Raw genomic sequence first — 22340 nt, 5'->3', positions numbered from 1 at the left:
AGCAACAACGCCCACCTTAAAGGCCCAGCGTGGCGGTGGGTTTCGCCTGAGGATCATCCAAAGAGGGTACTGGGAAACAGCTAAACAGCCGTTCTCCCGGAATATTAACCGTCAGCTGCTGCTTGATAAGGTCTGAACGCTGCTGCGCCAAATTGATGAGTTGCTGCTGTTCTAATACCTGTAACTCTTCCACCGTAAAAGGCGTTTTCCGTTGACTATTCTGCTCTTCCAGCTCAGCCCGAATCAGCACTTGATCCTGCTGCACCGCCTGACCACAGATATTCAGCCGCATCCCTTTGCGTTCCGTCAGCAGTGACTCTATTTTTGTCAAATAGCCCTGTGCATAGTCATCTAGTTCGGCACCCCCTGGGGCAAACACGACCGGATCGAGGGAAATAAAACTGCCGTCTTGTACCGCACCAGCAGCCATACTGATCAAGGTGCCATAGGGTTCCAATGATTTCAAAAGGATACTAAAAGCGGCTTTTTTAAGGCCTTTACCCGCGAGTCGTGTCACCACGCTCTGAAAACCAAAATTAGGATCATCTAACGAACCGCTGATCGGAATATCCAAATCAATATTGTCATCGCTATCCTGCAAAACCGAAATGGCGGTGCCTAAGGGCATGGAAAGCTGCTTACTGAACTTAGCCATCTGCTCTTGATCAACTGGTTCCACGTCTAAGCGATGTATCTTAATCTCATTTTTACCGCTAATTTGACCGCTATCCAGCTGCCCCGAGCTGTGCAACGCTAACTGACCGTTTTGCAAATAGTAGCCCGTGTATTCGATGCTGTAGGGGCTTAAGCGGGGGAGATCCAACTGCTTCAAGGCGCCTTCCCAGTTCGCATTTTCGCCACCACCGGCCATATCCGTTGCTCCGCTAAGATCAAAGGTAGTGAAATTATTCAACCTCAACGCCAACTCAAACTGCGCCGAGCTTTGACTGCCACTGTCCACCCCTTGTAAGCGGGCTTTATCGATCAACATCTCAGTACTAAACGGGGGTTTTGTACTGTTATCGGTAAACATCACCCGACTATCGCCGCTAACCAATAATTCGTTTACCTCTACCCGCAGGGCCGGTTCGGCAGCGGTCGCCGACGCGTTGACGTTGGCGGCATTATCATTGTCAGCGGATAGCGTCGCTAAGCCCGCCTGAAAACGCGCCACACTTTGAGGCTGCTTCGCGACACTCAGTTGCTCTTTCACCTTTAGATTTTGTAAATCGATGCGCGCCACCGCAAGACGCTCACCGAGCGAAAAATCAACATCAGTAACACTTAAATCTAACGCCGCCAGCGTTGCATCCGGCTGCGGAGATAGCTCAAGCCCCGTCGCGAGCAGTTCAGTCAGTGTTAGTTCTTCCGGTAACGCTAAACCAATACCACTGAGCCGAGCTTGTGCTAGATTCACTAACGCCTGATCTCCCTTTAAAGCTTTGACGGCAACGCCCTGTAACGTCAATGCGCCCTCATCCCCGCGAATCGCCACAGGCTGTTGCTGCAACATCAAAGCAACAGCCCCCTGCCAATCGATAGCATTGACCTGAGCCTCGAGTCGTTCTGGCATCTGATAACGTAGTTGAGCGGCGTTTAACTGCCCATTCAGCGCCACCTGATCAGCCCCCGAGGCATTGAAATCGATCACACTACGACCTTGCCAGCCGCCATTATCTAACTGCACATTGATAGCATCCGCTACCATCTCCAGTGCCGACATCCTCAACGTTCCAGTCACATCGACTTGATCCATTCCCGTCGGCATAAAGTTAACTGCGGTATTGCCCTGCCAACCGGCCGTATCGAGCTCAACCTGCATTCCCTCGGCGGTTAAACCCAACTCGGTTAAATCAACCTGCCCAGTTACCCCAACCTTATTAAGCCCCGTATCGGTAAAATCGAGCGCTGTACTTCCCTGCCACTGCCCGCCGCTCAAATTAACCTGCGCTGCGGCGGCCGTTAAGCCTAATCGTGATAGATTGAGATGCCCATCCAACGTGACTGATTCTGGCTTCCCTGCACTCATAGCGAAGTTTGTCTTGCCTTTCCAAGTAAGTGAGCGCTGACTTGCAGACATCTCATTCGTCACCCAAGCGACATCATCGAGCTGAATCTCACCGTTCTGTATAATGCTGATATTGTCATCGGCAACTATCGTTAACACAAGATCGGTTGACAGGGTTGCCTGCAGTTCCGGCAAGAAGGGCGCGGTAAAGGAATGCACGGGCAACCGACTCAGCTTAAGGTGGAGTTCAGAGCGTTTGGTTTTAGGCAACGGCTGAGCTTCCGTATCGAGACTAAAGCCGGCACCATTAATCGCGCCCTGAATGGCAAGGTGAGTAATGGCGTCTTCCTGCCAGGTATAAAAGGTATCAAGCGCAGCATGATCGATATGCAACTGATGGCTACCTTCCTGCAGTTGCGATTGCCAACTAAAGTCAGACACCCTCACCTGTGCTAAACCAAACTGCCAAGCCGAGGCTTCTGTCGACTCCTCTGCGGAAGGTTCAGCGGCAGGCCCGGGCAGTGCGACCGGACCGATTGCAAACTGTCGCGGTTCGGCATTCGCTTGTTCGTGAAGATAAAGCGCTACGCCATTCAGTGTTACATCATTAATCAGAATGCGCTGTTGCAATAAGGCGGGATAATCGACAGCAATCTGTAATCGGTCGAGCCGTAAGTCTGGCTGATCGGGCGTCTTCACCACCACCCCAGACAGCTTAACCTTGCCAGTAAACCAGTTAATCGATACAGCGTAAATTTTGGCCTCACTCGCACCCTGATCCAACAACCACTGAACAGCAGCATCCCTGCCCACCTGAAGACCCGTGTGTAACAACAAAAACACCACCACGACAGTGATGGCGATACCTCGCACAAAACCTTTGATACTCATAATCGGCCCATCTGTTAATCAACACTTGATAATATGATATTAGGAGTTTACCTGCTATTGAAGAAAAACCGCGCATTCAACAGGATGAACATAGCGATGCCTGATTAGCTAAACTCAATATCCCCTATCCAGATCTTTGTCTTGCTGATAGAATTGCGGCCCGAATCTTCGAGATAAGATGCCTTAAGGCACAAAACGATTCGATTCATAACAGTTCTATTAATGATAACGGGTGAATAATCATGGCAAACCATGACGAAAACTTCCGTGACAGCTCAGGTCCAGCATGGATTCTGATCAACCTTGGCGCTTTGGCGTGGATCTGTATGCCTGCGATTATTGGCTGGAGCCATGTATTGTAAGCCATTAAAAGGGTTGCGAGCCGTTTCGGTGAGATATAAAAAAGGCCTTCATCTCTGAAGGCCTTTTTTATTGTCTCGCCATTAATGGCTAATAGTGACAACGCCGTCTGGCGTTCCCATCAACACCACATCGGCGCCTCGACGAGCAAACAGCCCGTTAGTCACCACGCCAACAATATTATTGATTTCGGCTTCCAACGCGGCCGGCTGTTCAATTTCAAGGCCATGCAAATCGAGAATGATATTGCCATTATCGGTCACAAAGCCGTCACGATAAACCGGCATACAGTCAAGCTGTACCAAACGACGGGCCACCTGAGAGCGAGCCATCGGAATCACTTCTACCGGTAGAGGGAACTCACCGAGTAGATCGACTTTCTTGGTTTCGTCTACAATACAGACGAATTCGGTGGCAACATCCGCCACGATTTTTTCCCGCGTCAGCGCTCCGCCGCCGCCTTTAACTAAATTTAAACGACCATCAAACTCATCGGCACCATCGACATACACCACCATTTTATCGACCGAATTCATATCATAGACATCAATACCATGACGTTTAAGTCGTTCAGCGGTAGCTTCCGAGCTAGCCACTGCCGCGGCAAACAAATGCTTAATTTTCGCTAACTCATCAATAAAGAAGTTAGCCGTAGAACCCGTGCCAACTCCCACAATCGAATCATTACTTAGTTTGGGCTGAATATAGGCAACCGCCGCCTGAGCAACCGCAAGCTTCATCTCGTCCTGTGTCATATTTGTGTGAAACCCCGCATAAATGTCGATAACTGGCGGATATTATACGCAGTTTAGGTGATATCTTATAGACGAAAACAGCCTCAGGGATTACCATTTAGGGCTTTATTCACACTGCCGCCCTTGTCGGACCGCAACAACCTACTGAAAGCATCCCATGGCACACCGATATATAAAGAAAATTCTTGATGCCCGCGTCTATGATGCCGCCATTGAAACCCCATTAGACGAGGCGATAAGCCTCAGTAACCGACTCGGCAATCGAGTCCTGCTAAAACGCGAAGACCTTCAACCGGTATTCTCCTTTAAACTGCGAGGCGCTTATAACAAGATGTCTCAGTTGACGGAAGAAGAGCGTCAACGCGGCGTGATTGCCGCCTCTGCTGGTAACCACGCTCAAGGATTGGCGATGTCGGCCAAAATCCTTGGCGTCAAAGCCACCATCGTCATGCCCAAAACAACACCAGACATTAAGGTTAATAGTGTTAAAGCACGCGGCGGCAAGGTGATTCTGCACGGAGAAACCTTTGACGAAGCCTCCAAACACTCCTTTAAACTGGTCGAAGAACAGGGACTAACCTACGTTCATCCTTACGATGATGTCGATGTGATCGCCGGCCAAGGCACTATCGCTATGGAACTGCTACGACAGCAAAGCGGCCCAATCGATGCGGTTTTTGTCCCCGTTGGCGGGGGTGGCTTGATTGCGGGCATTGCGGTTTATATTAAATACCTGCGCCCTGAAACGAAGGTGATCGGCGTTGAATCTGAAGATTCCGCCTGCCTCAAAGCAGCCCTCGAAGCGGGCGAACGGGTGACCCTACCTCAAGTGGGCATCTTTGCTGACGGCGTGGCGGTGGCACAGATCGGCGAGAATACTTTCGAGCTATGTCAGCAATATGTCGATGAAGTCATCACCGTCAATACGGATGAGATCTGCGCGGCCATCAAGGACATCTTCGAAGACACTCGCTCGATTACTGAACCAGCAGGTGCACTTGCGGTGGCGGGTCTGAAGAAATATGTCGCCCGCGAATCCGCCCAAGATCAAACCCTGATTGCGATCGATAGTGGCGCTAACGTTAACTTTGATCGCCTACGTCATATTGCCGAACGCTCCGAACTGGGTGAAAACCGTGAAGCGATTATCGCGGTAAAAATTCCAGAACGCCCCGGCAGTTTCAAAGAATTCTGCGCTGCCCTAGGTAAACGCAATATCACTGAATTCAACTACCGTTATGCCAACGACAACGATGCCCAGATTTTTGTTGGCGTGCAGTTACAAGCGGGAACCGATGCGCGAGCCGAGCTTCTCAGTGAATTAAAGTCGGAAGCCTACAAGGTCATCGATATATCCGATAACGAGATGGCAAAGCTGCATGTACGTTATATGGTTGGCGGGCATGCGCCTGCATCGGTCACCAACGAGATTCTCTATCGCTTTGAGTTTCCAGAACGCCCCGGTGCACTGATGAAATTTCTGAAAAAACTCGGAGGTCGCTGGAACATCTCGATGTTCCATTATCGTAATCACGGTGCCGCCTACGGTCGTGTATTAGTTGGCCTACAGGTGCCAGAGGATGAGCGTTCTCAGGTGACTGATTTTCTTGATGATATTGGCTACAGCTATTGGGAAGAGACCCATAATCCTGCGTATAAATTATTCTTAGGCTAATCGTTGGCTGAGCTCAAAACCCAAAACGCACCTCATTAAGGTGCGTTTTTTAATTCGGGCATCTCTGGTGAATACTCAAACGTCTCTGACATAAAGGCTTTCAACACAAACAAGACGATAGAAATACACCCCCAACTCAAGCCCACCACAACACCGAGATCGATGATGCCACGCCAAGGTTGATCCAACATATGCACCAACTGAATCAATACAAGAATACCCAATAACAGACAGTAGGTAGCAATCATACGCGCTCGCCTGATATCAAAAAAACCCATGCAAAACAACGGCGCGAATATTAAGCGTACTGGGGTAACATTGTCTCGTAGATAGAGAAGTCGCGCAGCGACCCGAGGCGAATAAGCCCGTTGAAAACCTCTATAGCCTTCCGCAAACCCCATAAACAGCACACTGACCAGCAGCGCTACCCAGTGATACCAATTTAATGAAAAGGCGAACGTATCAAAGCCTATCGTTCCGATTCGGACAATGGCATTACCAAAGATAAAGGTAATACCAACAATACCCCATACAACAGCAAGATAACCCAACACAAGCATACCATCAGCAATTTAGAAACAGGCTGCAGATTATAATGGATTACCCTTGCATTAAGAATATCCGAGCAACGTATCGCTCGGATATTTACTCAATTAAAAACGATAAGGAAACTTAATACCTAAAGAATAATCAGGCGCATCAGGTGTTAAGCCTAGCCCTAAAGAGGTCGACATCGATAAATTATCACTCAGTGCATAAGTTACACCGACATTGAAGGTGGCGGCATTACCATCACTACCAAAAATCTCTTCCCAGCTTTCGCCTTTCAAGCGTGTCTCACTTTTCTGACTGATCCTTTGCGATAACGATAAACTGGTACTCATACGTTCATTCAACGCAAACGCCATCCCCAATCCATAGAAGATTGAATCACCGAGACGCACATCGCCCGGCTGATTACCCTGCGTCGAACTAATATCGTTAAAGCCACCCGCAATATTATAGGTATAACCCACATTGGCAAAAAGGATCGCCGGATCGGTAGTCTTCACGAAGGACAAGCTATTACTGATACTCCACAAACCACTGCCGGTCGGCAGCTCTTCTGGGTATGTCACCTGATCACTCGTCACACTACCATTAACGACTCTGTTGACTGTCTTCGTGATAGTGGGCGTACCGTAGGGATCACTCCCCGTAGGTGTTTTAATACTCAAATTCCATACGATATCGGGCCGAGTAGCGGTTTCTTGGAAGAGTTTATACGCCGAGGTTAGGGTAATATCACCCAATGCCGCTTCATCGACCGTCGCCTCTGCACCAACGCTGTTCACATTGCGCTGAAACGTCGTTTCCCGATAAACCAAAGGTATATTAACACCCAGCTGCCAATGATCATTGATGTTATAGCGGCCGGTCATATCAAAAGTGAAGATATCCGCCGAGACATCATCCACCGAAATATCCCCGAGGAAAATCGCATCCAATGCCAAGAACCCCTCTAATACCAACTCTTTGCGATCATAGTGGCTGTAGTTCATGCCAAATTCTAAGGTCAGATCGTTATTAAATAAGGCATGCTCTTGCTCCATCATGTTATCAACGCTGGCACTAGGGGCCGCCTCTTTAATCACCTCAGTACTCGCGGCGGTCTTTGGCTGGGCAGCGGTAACTGACACCGAACCTCCCTGCTCAACAACAGAGAGCCGTCGCTCCATTTTTTTTAGTGTTTCTGCTTGTTTCTCATTAATTAACTTCAGTTGCTGTATTTCGAATTTAAGCTGCTCCGCTTCACTCGCGGTCGCGGCTTCAGCGGCGTATGCTACCTGACTTATCGCTAATGCTAATAAACTCACCGTAACGCCAGAGCGCCCCAACATTTGAGATCGATTCATCATTTCACTCTTCCTATAAGCTTTCATTAAAGCTGGGAGTACTCTAAGAAAGGCGTAAACAAGGCCGATTGTTGCTCGAAAGGCCTGTTCACATCATTCCTCCCTGCGTAGGTAACCCTTAAAAACATAGCAGATTATTTAATATCTGCGATGTTGTTAGAGCCCGCGAAGGCTTCTCATCGTCCGATTGAAGTTTTGTGAGCGTACACCGGCAGCCGCAGGACCTAAGGTAACCGTCAATCCGATGCGGTTTAAAATCTGATTCAGATCGCTACCCAATTGCGTGCTTTGTAAAATATGCCCGCCAGTCAACTGACTTCGATTGATCTGTTGAGTCACTCGCCCGACATTGGGTACATCTAACCGATAACCCACGCCGTTAGCGCCAGCCGCTACTTGTGTACTCACGCCATCTGCAGTCAAATACGTTTGCGTAGCGCCATTATCCACTTTGACTAACCCCGTCGTATCCTGAATAGCCGGCCGATCACTGACATTCCATCCCACACCGTTTTCGACGGTATTACTGTCGCCAGCCACCTGAATATTCTGCACTACACCGGAGACGTTCTCGAACGCCCCACCACTAGACACATTCCCCAGTGACTCATTTCCCTGACCTGCGGATACCTGCGCACCTATATCTTGGCGGCGGTACATGGTCATCGTCGGTTGATAACGATTACGAGACAGATCGAAATTAACCTGCATCTCCATACCCAGGTGCTTGCCGCTATTCAAATACCAATCGGTCATCATGCTCACGCCAAAATAGGTTACGCTGCGTCCATCGACAAAGCGCCCCCGTATCGAAGCCAATTCCTGATCACTGACTGCCGCGCCCTGTAAACCATAGGCTCTAGCCGTAACGCTGTCAGCCTGAACAATCGGTGCCGCAATGATGGTTACCGACGCCACCCCCACCAGCATAGCGATAGGATAATTACCTTGAAAAATGTTCATTGCCTTTCCCCCACTGAGAAGTTAAAACAGCTCTGAATGCCGAAAGCCGAATTCCAGTAGCTGCGCATCACTTAAGGGAGCAAATGTATTACTTAAGGTACGGGCGGTTAGTTGAGGTCGAGGACTCATGAGTACTGACGTTTTATCAAACCCTCTGCCAATAACAGCAAATACAATGCCATTCCAACTCGTTAAGAAATCCTCTTTAGGCATGATCTTATTACCTAATGCGGGATCCGCCAGATACACTAAATCTTGTTCGGTTTTTTTCAAAACCACAAAGTGCTTATAACCTTTAAGATCCAGTAAAACGATGGTTGGAATTTTAATCGTCAGCAACGTATCCGGTTCTACTTTATAACCCCGGCCACGCATACCTACTCGCTCCAAATAGTGTTTTATATTTAACAGTGAAAATCCCTGTTCGCGAACCTTATTAATATCACTGACGGCAAATAGACCGTCCAGCATATCCTCTTCTGTAACCCGCAACCCATAACCATAGCGCAGCACCGTCGCTAAAGCGGCGGCACCACAACTAAAATCAGTCTGCTGTCTGACTAGGTTTTGATAGCGCTGTTCACGCATACTCACCACCGGTTTACTTAAACCAAAGCTACCCGGTAAGACATTAGCCAGCTCAATTTGAGCCGCTAGTAGGGAGGAATTAGCACAAAAAACCAGCACTAAGGTTAAGGCTAGTTTTATCGAATAAGTGATTTTGACAAACAAAAGCTGTATCGCCATAACAATATACCTGCGTCTCCAAACCGGAAGTCAGGCTGAATGATCAGCCCGACTTCGTTTATTGGTCATGGAATGATGGTTATTCAGGCGTTGTTGGAGTTTCAGGTGTATCCGACACGGCCAACGCATTGACCTTCGTCATCGCTAAGCTATTGTTCTGAAGGTTACTGGTACCGGCGGTGATATTGACACCGATATTACCCTTACCACCCCGCAGCACATTATCACCCAGCGAAGCATTATTCTCATGCCGCACATAACGAGAAATAATATATTGAGCCGAGCCAGTCAATGTACCAGCCAGAGCCTGATTACCCGCTTCAGTAAAGCGCAGCGCACCACTTTCACTTGAACGGCCGATTCTGCCTGACTCATCAAACTCGAACTTGCCGGGATCGGCTCCTTGATTGTCATAGTCGATATGACCGACCAAAGTCCCTCCCTGTCCATGAGGAGAACCGTCCCAAACTTCGGGATAGACATCATTGCTCTGCGTAGATGTACCAGCATAGCCAGCGCCAAAATTGGTGCCGTTATAACTACCCGAGGTACTACGGCCATTATAACTACCACTCAGCCTGCCTCCGACACTGAAACGAGTAGTCGCCACTTCGAAGGTTTCCTCAGGCATGTTAGCTGTGTTATTACCTTGAGTGTGCTGATCCACCGCAACGGTTGCTTCACCCATGGAGCCTGACGCCACTGAAGCGGCAAACGAGTTGGCTTGTACGTTGCTACTACCCGCGGCAATGTTAACGCCGATATTGCCTCGAGCGTCTTGCAGGGCATTGCTAGCAAACGTAGCATTATTGATAGTCCCCACATTAGTAGCGGTATTATTACTCGCCTGCTGATCAACAAAGATTTCAGCATCGGCAGAACCAAAGACAAAACTCTCATCTGCCGCCGCTAACGCGGTCGCATTACTTTGTACGTTATTATCCCCAGCACTGACGTTGACACCGATATTACCTGACGAACCGTTTAGCGCATTACCATCGACCGTCGCGTTATTATCGACTCGATCATTCCCGGTGGTGTTGTCATCACTGCTCTGCTTCTGATCAATCACCGCCATGCCCAACGAGTCAACCGTGATATTGCCGTCAATAGCAACCTCACCAGCATACTTAACATGTTTTTGAACACTCACCATTTTACTTAGCTTTGCGCCCTCTTTCATGTGATGACGCGGGCCATCACCATTATCAACTGCCGAAGCGATACCGGTAAAACTGAACGCAGCCACTGCGACGGCAAGAGGAGCTAATTTAAATACGTGTTTCATGGTCCTTCTCCTTGTTTTTATTCTTATCGGGAATATCCGATAGTCATTTTTTTAGTCCAGCGAAACGCTGAGACCAAAACTATTACGTGTTGCATTACCTGAACCGGCCAGTTGATTAATCTGCACTAAACCGCTGCTACCATTAAATGCTCCCTCTCCAATCGACACCTCACGGTGTTGCATCGTGCTAGAGTTCTCAGAAAGCGCGACAGGCTGGCCGGTTACCGTGAGATTTAACTCACTTTCAGTCACCGCCACCCCGCCAAGCGCAAACCCAATAGCGACATCATTAAGTTGAGCATTACCGGAACCACTCGCATGGTTGACAGATATAAGGCCTGACGCATTCGAAAATGAGTCGCCTTCAATCAAACTGACTGCTGAATCAGCCCCCCCACTGGGAAAGCCAACATGTTGTGACACTTTGATCCTTGCACTGGCACCCACCCCCTGGCCAATACTGACGGCAAGCGCACGCGCATTTAATTGAGCATTAGCATCGCCGGCGACAATATTGACACCGATAACGCCACGACTTCCCTCAAGCGCAAAGTCACTAATCACTGCCTGATTACTGCCTTCAAATTGCTTTGCCGCTAACGGCGTTTCGGCAGCCACACTGGTCGCCATCAGTAGCATCAATAAGCAATTTACAGTTCGAACATAGAGAGCACGTTTCATTTCAACGTCCCTCCCAAATAGACTTCAACGGTTACAACTGAATTGTCATAACCTGAGGTATAACGAGTTCCCTTCTTGACATCGCATTCATCCCAAAGAATCACACTTAAATCGATCTGTGGATCGGGCATCGCGACATTAACTCCGGTGCCGCGAATATTGCTAAGCTGACTCTCTGAAAGCTCTTCCTGCTCGGCTGCAAATAAAACAACATGCATATCATTTGCAAACGTCGCCAGAAGAGCACCTTTCGGTTGATCAGCTATTGCTACAGGTGACTGCCACAGCCCTATCAGTAACAGCAAAGCACTTGCCATTACTTTTATCTTGAGGGTCTGTAGAAGACATTTGATCATGCTGATCACCTGTTGAAATAGATTACTGTCACTTCCAATACAGCAATTACAGGGCCAAAAATGTTATCTTCTTGTTACTAAAATAGTTTTTGAGTCAGCCGATGCACCGAAGGCCACAAAAAAAAACATCACTGTTGCAGCGATGTTACAGCCAAACAAGCAAATACAATAAAAAACTTTATAATCAAATACTTAAGAACAAAAACAAACATGTAACTCTACGGAAACAGTCGCTAAAAACGCTTAACGAACAACGATTTAGGCGCAAAAAAAAACCGCCACTGGCGGTTTTAAAACGAACCCGTCACTTACTTGACCGATGTCTCCATCGATAGCCCAAGTGAATATTTTTCCATCATTCGATACAACGTTACACGGGAAACCCCCAACAACTTCGCCGACTGAGTCATATTATGACGACAATACTGTACCGCATGAGTAATCGCCTCTTTCTCCGCCAGCTCTCTAGCATCCTCTAAGGATGTAATAACCTCAGTCGCCACCCCATCAGCTAACCCTAAGTCTTCCGGCGTGATAAGGCGCCCATCACACATAACAATCGCACGACGCACCCGATTAATAAGTTCCCTGACATTACCAGGCCAGCTATATTGCTGCATCGCTAACAAAGCCTGTTGAGAAAACCCTTTAAGCCGCGCCTGACCTTCTGAGACAAAACGGTCAAAGAAGAAACGTGCCATCACCTCAATATCACCCTCCCTATCACGTAGCGCCGGAGGCGAAAGCTGCAAAACATTTAAGCGATACAGAAGGTCCTCGCGAAACCGCCCCTGTTTAACCGCAGCATCAAGGTCAATATTGGTCGCCGCTAACACTCGAACATCCACACATATCTCTTCATTACCGCCGAGCCGCTGAATCACCTGCTCCTGCAAAAAACGTAGTAGATTCACTTGCATATCGTATGGCAGATCACCCACCTCATCTAAAAAAAGCGTGCCTCCAGAAGCAACCTCAATCTGACCTAGTTTCTGCTTATTCGCACCGGTAAACGCGCCTTTTTCATAGCCAAACAGTTCAGACTGAATGAGGTTCTCTGGAATAGCGCCACAGTTGACCGCGACAAAAGGCATTGAGGCTCGACTAGAACGCTCATGGATAGCATGTGCGATCAGCTCCTTTCCCGTGCCACTTTCGCCACAAATTAAAACCGAAGCATCGACACTCGCCACTCGTCTAATCGCGCCAAACAGCTTCATCATCGACGGACTACAGCCCACCATTTCATATTCATCGTCAGTCGACTCACCGTCATCTTGCGTCAGCCGAGCCATGCCGTAAGCATGTCCCAACGTAAAGAGTAACCGAGTATATTCTGAATCACTTAGCGGCAACGTCACGTAGTCATAGCAGGTTTCACGAATAAACTTACAGAAAGGCGTCTGCTGTAAGCACGCCTCATTGGTCAAAACGACCCATTCTATCGCTCGATGCTGAGTGATCAATGTCTCCATGGCCTGAAGCATTTTTCCGCTCGTCTCTTCCAGCTGAATCAGGCCAACATCGTATTGCTGCGTAGCAATGCAAGCTTGTGCACTTTCAATACTCCTAACTTCTTTTACATCCCACCCAGGAATGGATATTACCTGTTCTGCATCTTTATTATTTTGAATTATGATATATAAAACCGGCCGTAACCGAGACTCCATTTGCTGAGTACTCACCTGTACTTCCCCTCTAAAAGGTAACCCTTATCTCCTTCTTATAAAGCCTTTAACGTCAGATGACGCTGCTTCCTTTGATCGTTCCCTCTAATTCAAAATATAGTTCATGAAAACAAGCCATGAGACTCAAAGTCAGTAATTTAGGGGTAATCGGAGAAAAATTCATACAAAAAAGGCCGTTATCAGCGACCTTGAAAAACAATAAATTCTCTTTCTAGACAATAGGTAACGTCTGCATAGGCACCTCAATAACCTTTCAAATGATCGATATATTCCGAAAAAATAACGATATTTTCGCTACATAATTAATGCGCATTAACAGCAAGTATAACCACGGCAGACAAGCCTTAATAACCCAGACCAGATGCTTGCCGGTAATCCTTCCTGTCACAAATAGATTAAGTCCAGGCAGCGTCAGCATACAGATGCCTGTGTTGATCATCCTGATTGATGGCCCTAAGTAACACAAACAAGACAGATTAGTACTCAAAATGCTGACACAGATTATCGCTCCACTGATCACATCAAGGTATATTAGGGGCCAATCAGATGACGATAACCACTCGGATAATAAAACATGCCGATTCAAACAAAAGTAAACCTCAGCCTAGCATTTGTTTTTTTAATCGTACTGGCCTCCTCCATATCGGTTATATATCGAAGTGAGACCAATCTTTCTTCTGATATCGCCCTAAAAAACACTCAAAATACCGCCGACGCCTACTTTGACAGTATTAATATCATGATGCTGAGCGGCGCGATGGCCAACCGGCAAACACTTCAAGCCAAGATTCTCAGCAACCCAGAGTTGACCGAGGCACGCATTATTCGCGGTGAGCCCGTGGCGGCTATGTATGGCGAGGGCACACCCGATTCATATATTCAGGATGACCTAGATAAGCGAGCCATGAACGGAGAAAGCATCGCGGTTGAACTGGACGATGAAGAGGGCCACCGCATGACGGTGGTTCGCCCGATGCGCGCTAGTTCTAATTATAAAGGCACCAACTGTCTTACCTGTCACCCCGTTGAAGAGGGCACCATTCTTGGTGCGGTGCGAGTGACCTATAGCTTCGACAAAATTGACCAGCATATTTTTACCAATATTCGTAATATTGCCTTAGTTGAACTCGGCCTATTTATCGCCGCCTTATTCTTGGTCGGCTGGATGATTCATCGTATCGTCATTAAACCCATCAACACCATGAATCAGACCATCCGCAATATCGAACAAAACGCCGACTTAACTCAGCAATTGGAAATTAGCTCGAATGACGAAATCGGTCAGATGTCCGCCTCATTCAATAGCATGCTAAGAACCTTCCACGACAGTATCCGCCATGTTGTTCATTCGATTGAAATGCTCGGCCAATGCAGCCAACAGATCAGTGATGTATCGGAACTGGCTAACGCCGGTACCGCCAAACAGATCAGTCGTGCGGAAGCCGTGACTAACGCGATGATGGCAATGGACGGTGCTACTCAGAATGTTTCAGCCACCGCCGATGTCACCATCAAGGCGTCTGATAAAGCCCTACAAGAAACGCGTAACGGCGTCGACATAACCTCAGGCACGGTGAAAAAAATTGAATCGCTACAACAACAGATTAACCATGCCACCGATGTGATCGTGCAGCTAGAACAACAAAGCTATAACATCGATGCCGTGCTGAGCGTGATTCAAGATATTGCCGAGCAGACCAACTTACTGGCCCTCAATGCCGCGATCGAAGCCGCTCGTGCAGGGGAACAGGGACGCGGCTTTGCGGTAGTGGCTGATGAAGTACGTACGCTCTCATTACGCACTCAAAATGCCACCGTCGAGATCAACAATATTATCGGTTCACTGCAACAAAACGCGAAAGGAGCCGCCGAGGTCATGGGTCAAGCTAGCGCCGAAACCGAATCGAATGTTAAAGAAGTACAGGAAACATCGGAGGTACTCTTTAATATTCAAAAAGAGATGGAAGCCATTGCTGAAACGAATCACAGCATTTCCGACTCCGTGAAACAAAGCGGTATCGCCACGCTAGAGATCGAGGGGGCCGTAAATGAGATTAATGCAGGTAGCGATCAAGCTAAAGAACGCGTACTGCGTCTATCGGCCATCTCGACGCAAATCAGTAAACTCGCCGATGAACTCGAGAAACGCGCCCAACAATTCAAACTCTGATCGCTAGGGCGCGACAATCACTCAAACAAAGCGGCAGCTTAATGCTGCCGTTGAATATTCAGCGGTTTACCTAACCCCGCTTCAGCCCGAATAAGAACAGCTAACGGCATATTGGCAACATGCTGAATCATGCCCTTCAAATATTGCATGTCAGGCAAATGCCCTTCACTCTAGAGCCAACACCTGCTTGACTTCAAGAGCATACGCCTCAGTTACGATGTCCGGCAACGTTCGCACCCCATCATGCAACAGTGACACTGTGATAATCTTACCGATATCGATGACAACAATAACACTCGGCATCGGCTGTTAACCGTCCAATATTCTGTAATATTGCTACAAAATATAAATTTAAACTAACAAATATCGCTAAATAGCGTTAGAATACAGCCTCAAAAAAAACATCCTGTAAAATAACTACAAGATAATAGTTGGCATGGCGATCATTGAAAAAGAAAAAAATCCTTAGCTCATCGCTTGAAATACAGTTATCGCCCGCTTATCTTGCAAGAGATAACACAGAGCAAAGCTCTAACAGGTAAACCCCTACCGTCTACCGGATATCTAAATCATGTTAAAACGTACCAAAATTGTTGCTACTTTAGGCCCTTCAACCGATAAGCCCGGCGTGCTTGAGCAGATCATCCGTGCCGGCGTCAATATTGTACGCCTCAACTTCTCTCACGGTAGCGCCGATGATCACCGCCGCCGAGCCAATGAAGTACGTGAAATCTCGAATAAACTCGCCATTCCTGTCGCTATTCTCGGTGATCTGCAAGGCCCTAAAATTCGTATCGCGCGCTTTAAAGATGATATGAAAATCAAGCTCGCGGTCGGCGATCTTTTTGCCCTCGATTCCGCCCTAGACACTCACGCAGGCGATCAGACGCAGGTGGGGATCGACTATAAAGCATTACCCGAAGATAGCCGCCCCGGCGATGTTCTATTACTCGATGATGGACGCGTACAGTTTAAAGTACTCGATGTTCAAGACACCCGCATCAACTGCCAAGTCATTATCGGTGGTCCGCTATCGAATAATAAAGGGATTAACCGGCAAGGGGGCGGCCTATCCGCGGCCGCACTCACCACCAAGGATAAGCAAGATATTTTAGTCGCCGCCGATATCGATATGGATTACGTCGCCGTCTCTTTTCCTCGCAATGCCGCCGACCTACATGAAGCTCGACAGTTACTCGATGCGGCCGGCTGTACCGCAGAGATTATCGCCAAGGTCGAGCGTGCCGAAACTGTTAGCTCAGCTGAAGCACTCGACGATATCATTCTCGCCTGTGACGGCGTGATGGTTGCTCGGGGAGACCTAGGGGTAGAGATCGGCGATGCCGAATTGATCGGCGTACAGAAGCACTTGATCAATCGTGCGCGCGAACTAAATCGAGTCGTCATCACGGCCACGCAGATGATGGAAACCATGATTCAGAATCCAATGCCGACACGTGCCGAGGTGTTCGATGTTGCCAATGCTATTTTGGATGGCACCGATGCGGTTATGCTATCGGCGGAAACGGCCGCCGGTGACTATCCGGTGGAAGTTGTCGAAGCGATGACCAAGATCTGTCTAGGGGCTGAAAAGCATCAACTATCTCGCCCTGCACCGACTAGCATCTCACAGCGTTGTGAACATTTCGATGAAACCATCGCTCGTTCGGCGATGTATACCGCCAATCACCTTGTGGGGGTTAAAGCGATTGTCTGTCTCACCGAATCAGGCTCCACTCCTCGCTGGATGTCTCGCATCCGTTCCGGCGTACCTATCTATGCCCTCACCCGCAATGAACGCTCCATGCGACGCATGACGCTATTCCGAGGTGTTCAGCCGATGCTGTTTGATGCCACTGGCATCAACAACGACGTACTTAATAATCAAGTATTAGAAACACTTAAAAGCAAACAGCTACTCAACAGCGGCGATCTTATCCTGCTGACTCGAGGCGCGGTGATCGGTAGCGGTAGCGGCACCAATTCCATGCAAGTATTGCAGGTACCCTAAACCACAGATTGGCGTACATAGCCTCATATCCAAGGCCTCTTAGCATCATCTAAGGAAGGTGCGAATAAGTCCGTTATGTTCTCTGCGGACATTAGAATGGCCTGATACGCGAAAGCCAGTGCAGCGAAATGTCTGGACCTTTTCAAGCTGGCTGACAAAGTAGATGACCATTCTAATGTCCGCCCTTCGGGGCTTTCAGAGAAGCAGGATCTCAGCGTTAACATTTTTCGATGGACAACCAGTATGCCTGTAACTGTTGCCTTGATCTCCAGCTTCTCTGTCAGCCAGAGGCGTAATTGACTTATTCGCACCTTCCCTAACAGGCCTTTTTTATCGCTAGAAAACCCCGCTTTATTACGGGGTTATGTTTAGCGATAGCTGCGCTATAATAGCGCTCTTTTTTCCCGCTATAAGGAACCATGCTGTGTCAAAGGCACTGGAACAGAATCTGCAATTAATCATAGAAAAGGGTCAGATTCTGGCGCTTGACGGCATCCTTCATGGCATTGAGAAGGAAGGCCTACGGGTTGACTCTCAAGGATCAATTAGCCAGAAGGGACACCCCGCCTCGCTCGGTTCTGCGCTGACTCACAGCAATATCACAACCGATTATTCAGAAGCGCTGCTAGAATTCATTACCCCCGCCTTACCCAAGGCGGCTGATGCGTTACAATTTTTGCAGCAACTTCATTGTTATACCTACCAACACTTGGGCGATGAAGAGCTTTGGGATGCCAGCATGCCCTGTCAAATTGACAGTGAAGATGCGATTCAGATCGCTCGGTTCGGCGACTCCAATGTTGGCCACCTGAAGTATATTTATCGCGTGGGGCTGCAATATCGTTATGGCAAAATGATGCAAACGATCGCCGGCATTCACTACAATTTTTCACTACCCGAAACACTCTGGCCAGTGTTACGCGAACTTCAGGGCAGTCAAAAAGATCTGCAAGCATTCCGTTCGGACAGCTATTTCACACTGATTCGCAACTTTCGCCGCTCTTCCTGGCTATTGCTTTACCTATTTGGCGCCTCGCCCGCGCTATCGTCTAGCTTTATGCAGAACCGTGAACATGATCTTGAGCAGTGGGATAAAGATACCCTGTATCGCCCCTATGCAACCTCGCTAAGAATGAGCGATCTGGGCTATTCCAATAAAGCGCAATCCGCTCTAAACATCTGCTTTAATCATCTCGACAGCTATATTCAAAGTCTCACTCAGGCGATCAACACCACTTATCCGCCTTACGAAAATCTCGGCGTCAAAACGCCTCAAGGTTATCGACAGCTCAATAGCAATATTCTCCAAATCGAGAATGAATATTACAGCGATATACGTCCTAAACGGGTTGCGCTATCCGGCGAAAAACCGGTGCATGCATTACTCGAACGAGGGGTGGAATATATTGAAGTACGTAATACAGATATCAACCCACTACTGCCCGTTGGTATTGATCAACAGCAGGCGGATTTTCTAGATGCGTTTTTGGTAACCTGCTTATTGTCAGATCCGCGCGATATTGACGCTCACGAATGCGAGCTTATCAATCGTAACAACAGCCTCGTGGTTAATCGAGGCAGAGAACCAGGATTGATGCTGACTAAGGATAATCAGTCTATCAGTGTGCCCGAGTGGGGTCAGCTAATTCTGACCGACATTGAAAAAACCGCTCAGCTGTTAGATCAAGTAGCCGGAGACTCTCGCTATTCCGCGGCCGTTGCCGCGCAACAAGCCAAATTGGATGATCCACACTTAACACCATCGGCGCAAATTCTGCAGCAGATGAAAAGCACTGGGCTGGGCTATCAAGCATTCATTCTGCAACAAAGCCGTCAGCACAGAGATACCATCTCACGTATTGGCCTGGAGACAGAACAACAGCTGCACTTTGATTCACTGAGCCTCAGTTCTACTGCAGAACAACAACAAATTGAAGCGAGTGACACGACCGATTTTGATACCTACTTAGCGAACTATCTCGCACAGTAACAGCAAGCCTTGAAACGATAAACAGCCCTGTGATAAACGCAGGGCTGTTTTGTTTATGGCCGAAAAGCCGACTTAAAACCATCATAAAATACGTGAAGCGATTCACTATATTCAGTGCGTTTATTGCAACACAAAGCTAGTAAAGAAGAGATCAGCAACATACGCTTCGCCCTCTTCGAACAACAATACCTGTTGAACTTTTGCCAACGCTTCCTGTGCCAGAATATGCTGTTTATCTACTGTTTTTAACTGCTCCGCCTCTTTCGAGCTTAACAGCATCAAAATTTCATGGCGTAATTCAGCCTTATGATAATTAACTGCGTGATGCGCCTGAGGGCTAGTGACCTGAATCGTTATCTCACACTTCAAAAACCGTAACGTACCCGGGCTAACAAAATTAGCCACAAACGGCTTCAATTCAATATAGTTGACATAGTCGTCTGCCAAAGGCTCATCTGCCGCCCATGCTGACGGTAACATCGAGCCTAAAAACAATATCAACAAAAAACGTTTCAGCATGCTTAAACTTCCCTCTCTGAGAGTCAGATACCAACTACGGTATCTGATCACCATGAATCAAAATCATATCGTTCGCAAGATAAGAGATTCTTAACAATAAGAGACCTCCTTGTTAACTAGCCGTCGATCATCGCGTTAGTCAAATAACCAAGCACCGCTATCGATTCACCTGTTGTATCATTTTTAGCAAAAAATATCAGCGTTGTAGCGCCTAGATTGCGTATCGACGCTTGAAAAGCATTCGGCTATTGCCACCCTGCCAATGATAGGATTAGTATTGGAGCACGCTGACAGCAAGTGCTGAACACAAAAGGAGGCCTGCTATGCTAGAAAAATGCCGTAATGCCCAAGAACGTTGGGGAGGTGTAAGCGACATTATTGATAACTGGCTCGAAGAACGTCAGAAGTTAATTAGCTTTTTTGTGTCTCTACCTCAACAAAATATTCAAAATACGCTGAATGATAAGATTCAAGAATTCTGTCAACAGATGATGGACTATATCTCTTCAGGCCATTTTGAAGTCTACGAACAGCTATTAAAGCAGGGTAGTGAGTTTAATGATGGTAGCCTTGAGAAAGCGCAAGCGCTGTTCCCTAAAATTCAGGATAGCACCGATGCGGCGCTCGACTTCAATGATATTTATTCCAACTTTGAAGGCCAAACGCTAAAAGATATGTATGAGCTAACCTGTCAATTATCGGCCCTCGGAGAGGCGCTTGAAGAACGCTTTTCGCTTGAGGATAATATGATTGAGATTCTCCATATTGCCTATCGTGAACGAGTGTTTTCTGAAACGAAGGTATAACCCTGACAGCGATAAGCGCGCACTTAAAGCAAGGGCTTGGGCTTATCGTCAAGCTGAGCGTCGCAATAGGAACACTTTATGATTAACAGGTTTCGCGCTGTGGGTTACCCCCTTCTGCTCGCCACCTTACTGACAGGTTGCAGTAACAGCGATGAGCCCGCTAAGTACGTTGAATACTCACTGAAGGGAACCTATTCAGCCACGCTATCCCCGCAATCAACCTATGCCGCTATCGGTTCATTTAATCATGGCGGCAGTCTATGGAATGTCACTCAACATGAACGGCTGTATAACTGGAATCATAAAGCCGGCGACTATAGCCTGATTAGCGTCAGCGCGTTCTCGCCTGACGAACTTTACGCAGCCACCGCAGAACAACAAGAGCTCGTACTTTGGAACCTCAGTAACGGGCAGCCGGAAGGTTTCTGGAGTTCTCCCGCCGAGATTCTAGCCATGGATCTCTCAGCCAACGGCAACTACGCACTATTGGGCTTGGCAAACCATACGGCGGTTTATTTTGATATCAAACATGGCGGGGTTATGCAGACCTTTCGTCATGATGCCCGCGTTAAATCGGTCGACCTGAGCGATGATGCCTTAATCGCATTGACCGGTGACGATGCCTATAATGCTCAACTCTGGGATATGCAAACCAATCAAGTTATCCACAGCCTTAAATTCGGCAACATTGTGGATACCGTTGCACTCTCACCGAATCAACAGCTAGCCTTTAGTTCTGGCACGCTCGATAAGGCGGTCATCTGGAGCACCCTCGATGGCACAGTCAGACACACACTCTCGGATAACCAAGACCTTTTTGGCAGACGCCTGAGTTTTATTTCAGCCCGCTTTTCGCCGGATAACCGGCAACTACTCACCGGTACCGCTTCGGGCTCGGTGCAGTTATGGGACACTCAGAGTGGCGAAATGCTACGCAGTTGGACGATTCAAAAACGTGATATCTACGGCCCCACCAGCGCCGGCGTCTATGCTGTTGGTTTTGGCGATAGCATCTATTATGCCATCGGCTCGAACGGCATCATCAACGAGCTTAGATAGCCATACGCATTAGATAAAAGTCTCGCTGACACATCGGCTCGCGGGTGTCAGCTATGCTGTAAAGCCTTACTTACGGACAGTTGCCGGAAGTCTTAGCCAAAACAATATTCAGCGATTGATCAGCGTCGATAGATGTGTATTCTTGTGATCCACCCGATGGACTACAGACGACTTTATTCGTCGACACCGTAATGTCGCCACTCCAAGTATCCCCTGCATCGATTACACCGACGTAACACGCATAACTACTAGACGTGGTGGTACATGAAACAGAGTAGTTACCGCTACCAGACACACCTTGAAATTGCACGCCATTACTCTTACCTGATATTGAGACACTACCACTAATGATTAGACTATAATCGGATTCAGTATCCGCTTCGGGCTCTTCATTATTGCCTTCATCATTTCCTGAATCATCATTTCCTGAATCATCATTTCCTGAATCATCATTTCCTGAATCATCATTTCCTGAATC

The 22340-nt window shown here is 47.8% G+C and carries 19 protein-coding genes; 6 read left to right on the top strand and 13 right to left on the bottom strand.

Annotation, left to right across the window (positions count from 1 at the left end; all coding sequences use genetic code 11):
• Window positions 1-16: 16 nt before the first annotated feature.
• Together Q4488_RS16700 and rpiA are read right to left on the bottom strand one after the other, a co-directional pair.
• Window positions 17-2899: a DUF748 domain-containing protein gene (locus tag Q4488_RS16700; protein ID WP_303581624.1), complete on the bottom strand. Its 2883-nt coding sequence runs from the start codon at window positions 2897-2899 to the stop codon at window positions 17-19.
• 443 nt (window positions 2900-3342) lie between these two features.
• Entirely contained in the window at window positions 3343-4014 is a 672-nt protein-coding gene (gene rpiA / locus Q4488_RS16695; RefSeq protein ID WP_303581623.1) for a ribose-5-phosphate isomerase RpiA, read from the bottom strand.
• A gap of 157 nt (window positions 4015-4171) precedes the next feature.
• Between rpiA and ilvA the strand changes: the two genes are divergently transcribed.
• A complete protein-coding gene (gene ilvA, locus Q4488_RS16690; RefSeq protein WP_303581622.1) occupies window positions 4172-5689 on the top strand; it encodes a threonine ammonia-lyase, biosynthetic in 1518 nt (505 codons plus the stop codon).
• Between the two features lie 35 nt (window positions 5690-5724).
• Here ilvA and Q4488_RS16685 read toward each other — a convergent pair whose 3' ends face one another.
• From Q4488_RS16685 to Q4488_RS16650, 8 genes are all read right to left on the bottom strand, one after another.
• Window positions 5725-6249: a hypothetical protein gene (locus tag Q4488_RS16685; RefSeq protein WP_303581621.1), complete on the bottom strand. Its 525-nt coding sequence runs from the start codon at window positions 6247-6249 to the stop codon at window positions 5725-5727.
• A gap of 93 nt (window positions 6250-6342) precedes the next feature.
• Complete coding sequence (locus Q4488_RS16680; protein ID WP_303581620.1) at window positions 6343-7587, bottom strand: transporter; 1245 nt, start codon at window positions 7585-7587, stop codon at window positions 6343-6345.
• 153 nt (window positions 7588-7740) lie between these two features.
• Window positions 7741-8547: a hypothetical protein gene (locus tag Q4488_RS16675; protein WP_303581619.1), complete on the bottom strand. Its 807-nt coding sequence runs from the start codon at window positions 8545-8547 to the stop codon at window positions 7741-7743.
• A gap of 21 nt (window positions 8548-8568) precedes the next feature.
• Window positions 8569-9294: a C39 family peptidase gene (locus tag Q4488_RS16670; RefSeq protein ID WP_303581618.1), complete on the bottom strand. Its 726-nt coding sequence runs from the start codon at window positions 9292-9294 to the stop codon at window positions 8569-8571.
• Between the two features lie 79 nt (window positions 9295-9373).
• Window positions 9374-10582 (bottom strand): hypothetical protein, encoded by a 1209-nt coding sequence (locus Q4488_RS16665; RefSeq protein ID WP_303581617.1) that lies wholly within the window; start codon window positions 10580-10582, stop codon window positions 9374-9376.
• A gap of 51 nt (window positions 10583-10633) precedes the next feature.
• Window positions 10634-11263, bottom strand: coding sequence for a hypothetical protein (locus tag Q4488_RS16660; protein WP_303581616.1), 630 nt, complete (start codon window positions 11261-11263; stop codon window positions 10634-10636).
• Window positions 11260-11619: a hypothetical protein gene (locus Q4488_RS16655; RefSeq protein ID WP_303581615.1), complete on the bottom strand. Its 360-nt coding sequence runs from the start codon at window positions 11617-11619 to the stop codon at window positions 11260-11262. The genes Q4488_RS16660 and Q4488_RS16655 overlap by 4 nt, the downstream gene beginning before the upstream one ends.
• Window positions 11620-11927: 308 nt before the next feature.
• Window positions 11928-13304, bottom strand: a complete 1377-nt coding sequence (locus Q4488_RS16650; protein ID WP_303581614.1) for a sigma-54 dependent transcriptional regulator — start codon at window positions 13302-13304, stop codon at window positions 11928-11930.
• Between the two features lie 577 nt (window positions 13305-13881).
• On the opposite strand from Q4488_RS16650, the gene Q4488_RS16645 reads away from it, so the two are divergent.
• The gene (locus tag Q4488_RS16645; protein ID WP_303581613.1) at window positions 13882-15477 is read left to right on the top strand and encodes a methyl-accepting chemotaxis protein; all 1596 of its coding nucleotides are present in this window, start codon (window positions 13882-13884) and stop codon (window positions 15475-15477) included.
• A gap of 165 nt (window positions 15478-15642) precedes the next feature.
• Here Q4488_RS16645 and Q4488_RS16640 read toward each other — a convergent pair whose 3' ends face one another.
• On the bottom strand, window positions 15643-15780 hold the full coding sequence (locus tag Q4488_RS16640; protein WP_303581612.1) for a hypothetical protein: 138 nt from the start codon (window positions 15778-15780) through the stop codon (window positions 15643-15645).
• 268 nt (window positions 15781-16048) lie between these two features.
• On the opposite strand from Q4488_RS16640, the gene pyk reads away from it, so the two are divergent.
• Both pyk and gshA read left to right on the top strand, forming a co-directional pair.
• Entirely contained in the window at window positions 16049-17488 is a 1440-nt protein-coding gene (pyk, locus tag Q4488_RS16635; protein WP_303581611.1) for a pyruvate kinase, read from the top strand.
• Window positions 17489-17912: 424 nt separating this feature from the next.
• Window positions 17913-19478 carry a glutamate--cysteine ligase gene (gene gshA, locus Q4488_RS16630; protein ID WP_303581610.1) on the top strand — a complete coding sequence of 522 codons (1566 nt, stop codon included), beginning with the start codon at window positions 17913-17915 and terminating at the stop codon, window positions 19476-19478.
• A gap of 120 nt (window positions 19479-19598) precedes the next feature.
• Here gshA and Q4488_RS16625 read toward each other — a convergent pair whose 3' ends face one another.
• Window positions 19599-19997 carry a flagellar basal body-associated protein FliL gene (locus tag Q4488_RS16625; protein ID WP_303581609.1) on the bottom strand — a complete coding sequence of 133 codons (399 nt, stop codon included), beginning with the start codon at window positions 19995-19997 and terminating at the stop codon, window positions 19599-19601.
• Between the two features lie 323 nt (window positions 19998-20320).
• Between Q4488_RS16625 and rsd the strand changes: the two genes are divergently transcribed.
• Window positions 20321-20803: a sigma D regulator gene (rsd, locus tag Q4488_RS16620; protein ID WP_303581608.1), complete on the top strand. Its 483-nt coding sequence runs from the start codon at window positions 20321-20323 to the stop codon at window positions 20801-20803.
• Between the two features lie 78 nt (window positions 20804-20881).
• Entirely contained in the window at window positions 20882-21862 is a 981-nt protein-coding gene (locus tag Q4488_RS16615) for a WD40 repeat domain-containing protein (protein ID WP_303581607.1), read from the top strand.
• A gap of 70 nt (window positions 21863-21932) precedes the next feature.
• Here the strand turns inward: Q4488_RS16615 and Q4488_RS16610 are convergent.
• Window positions 21933-22340 (bottom strand): hypothetical protein (locus Q4488_RS16610; RefSeq protein WP_303581606.1); only part of this gene is annotated, 408 nt, incomplete at its 5' end.

The sequence above is a fragment of the Amphritea sp. 1_MG-2023 genome, from assembly GCF_030547545.1.
Lineage (GTDB): Bacteria > Pseudomonadota > Gammaproteobacteria > Pseudomonadales > Balneatricaceae > Amphritea.
Note: the sequence above shows the minus strand (reverse complement) of the source record. Positions and strands in the feature narration are given on the sequence as shown.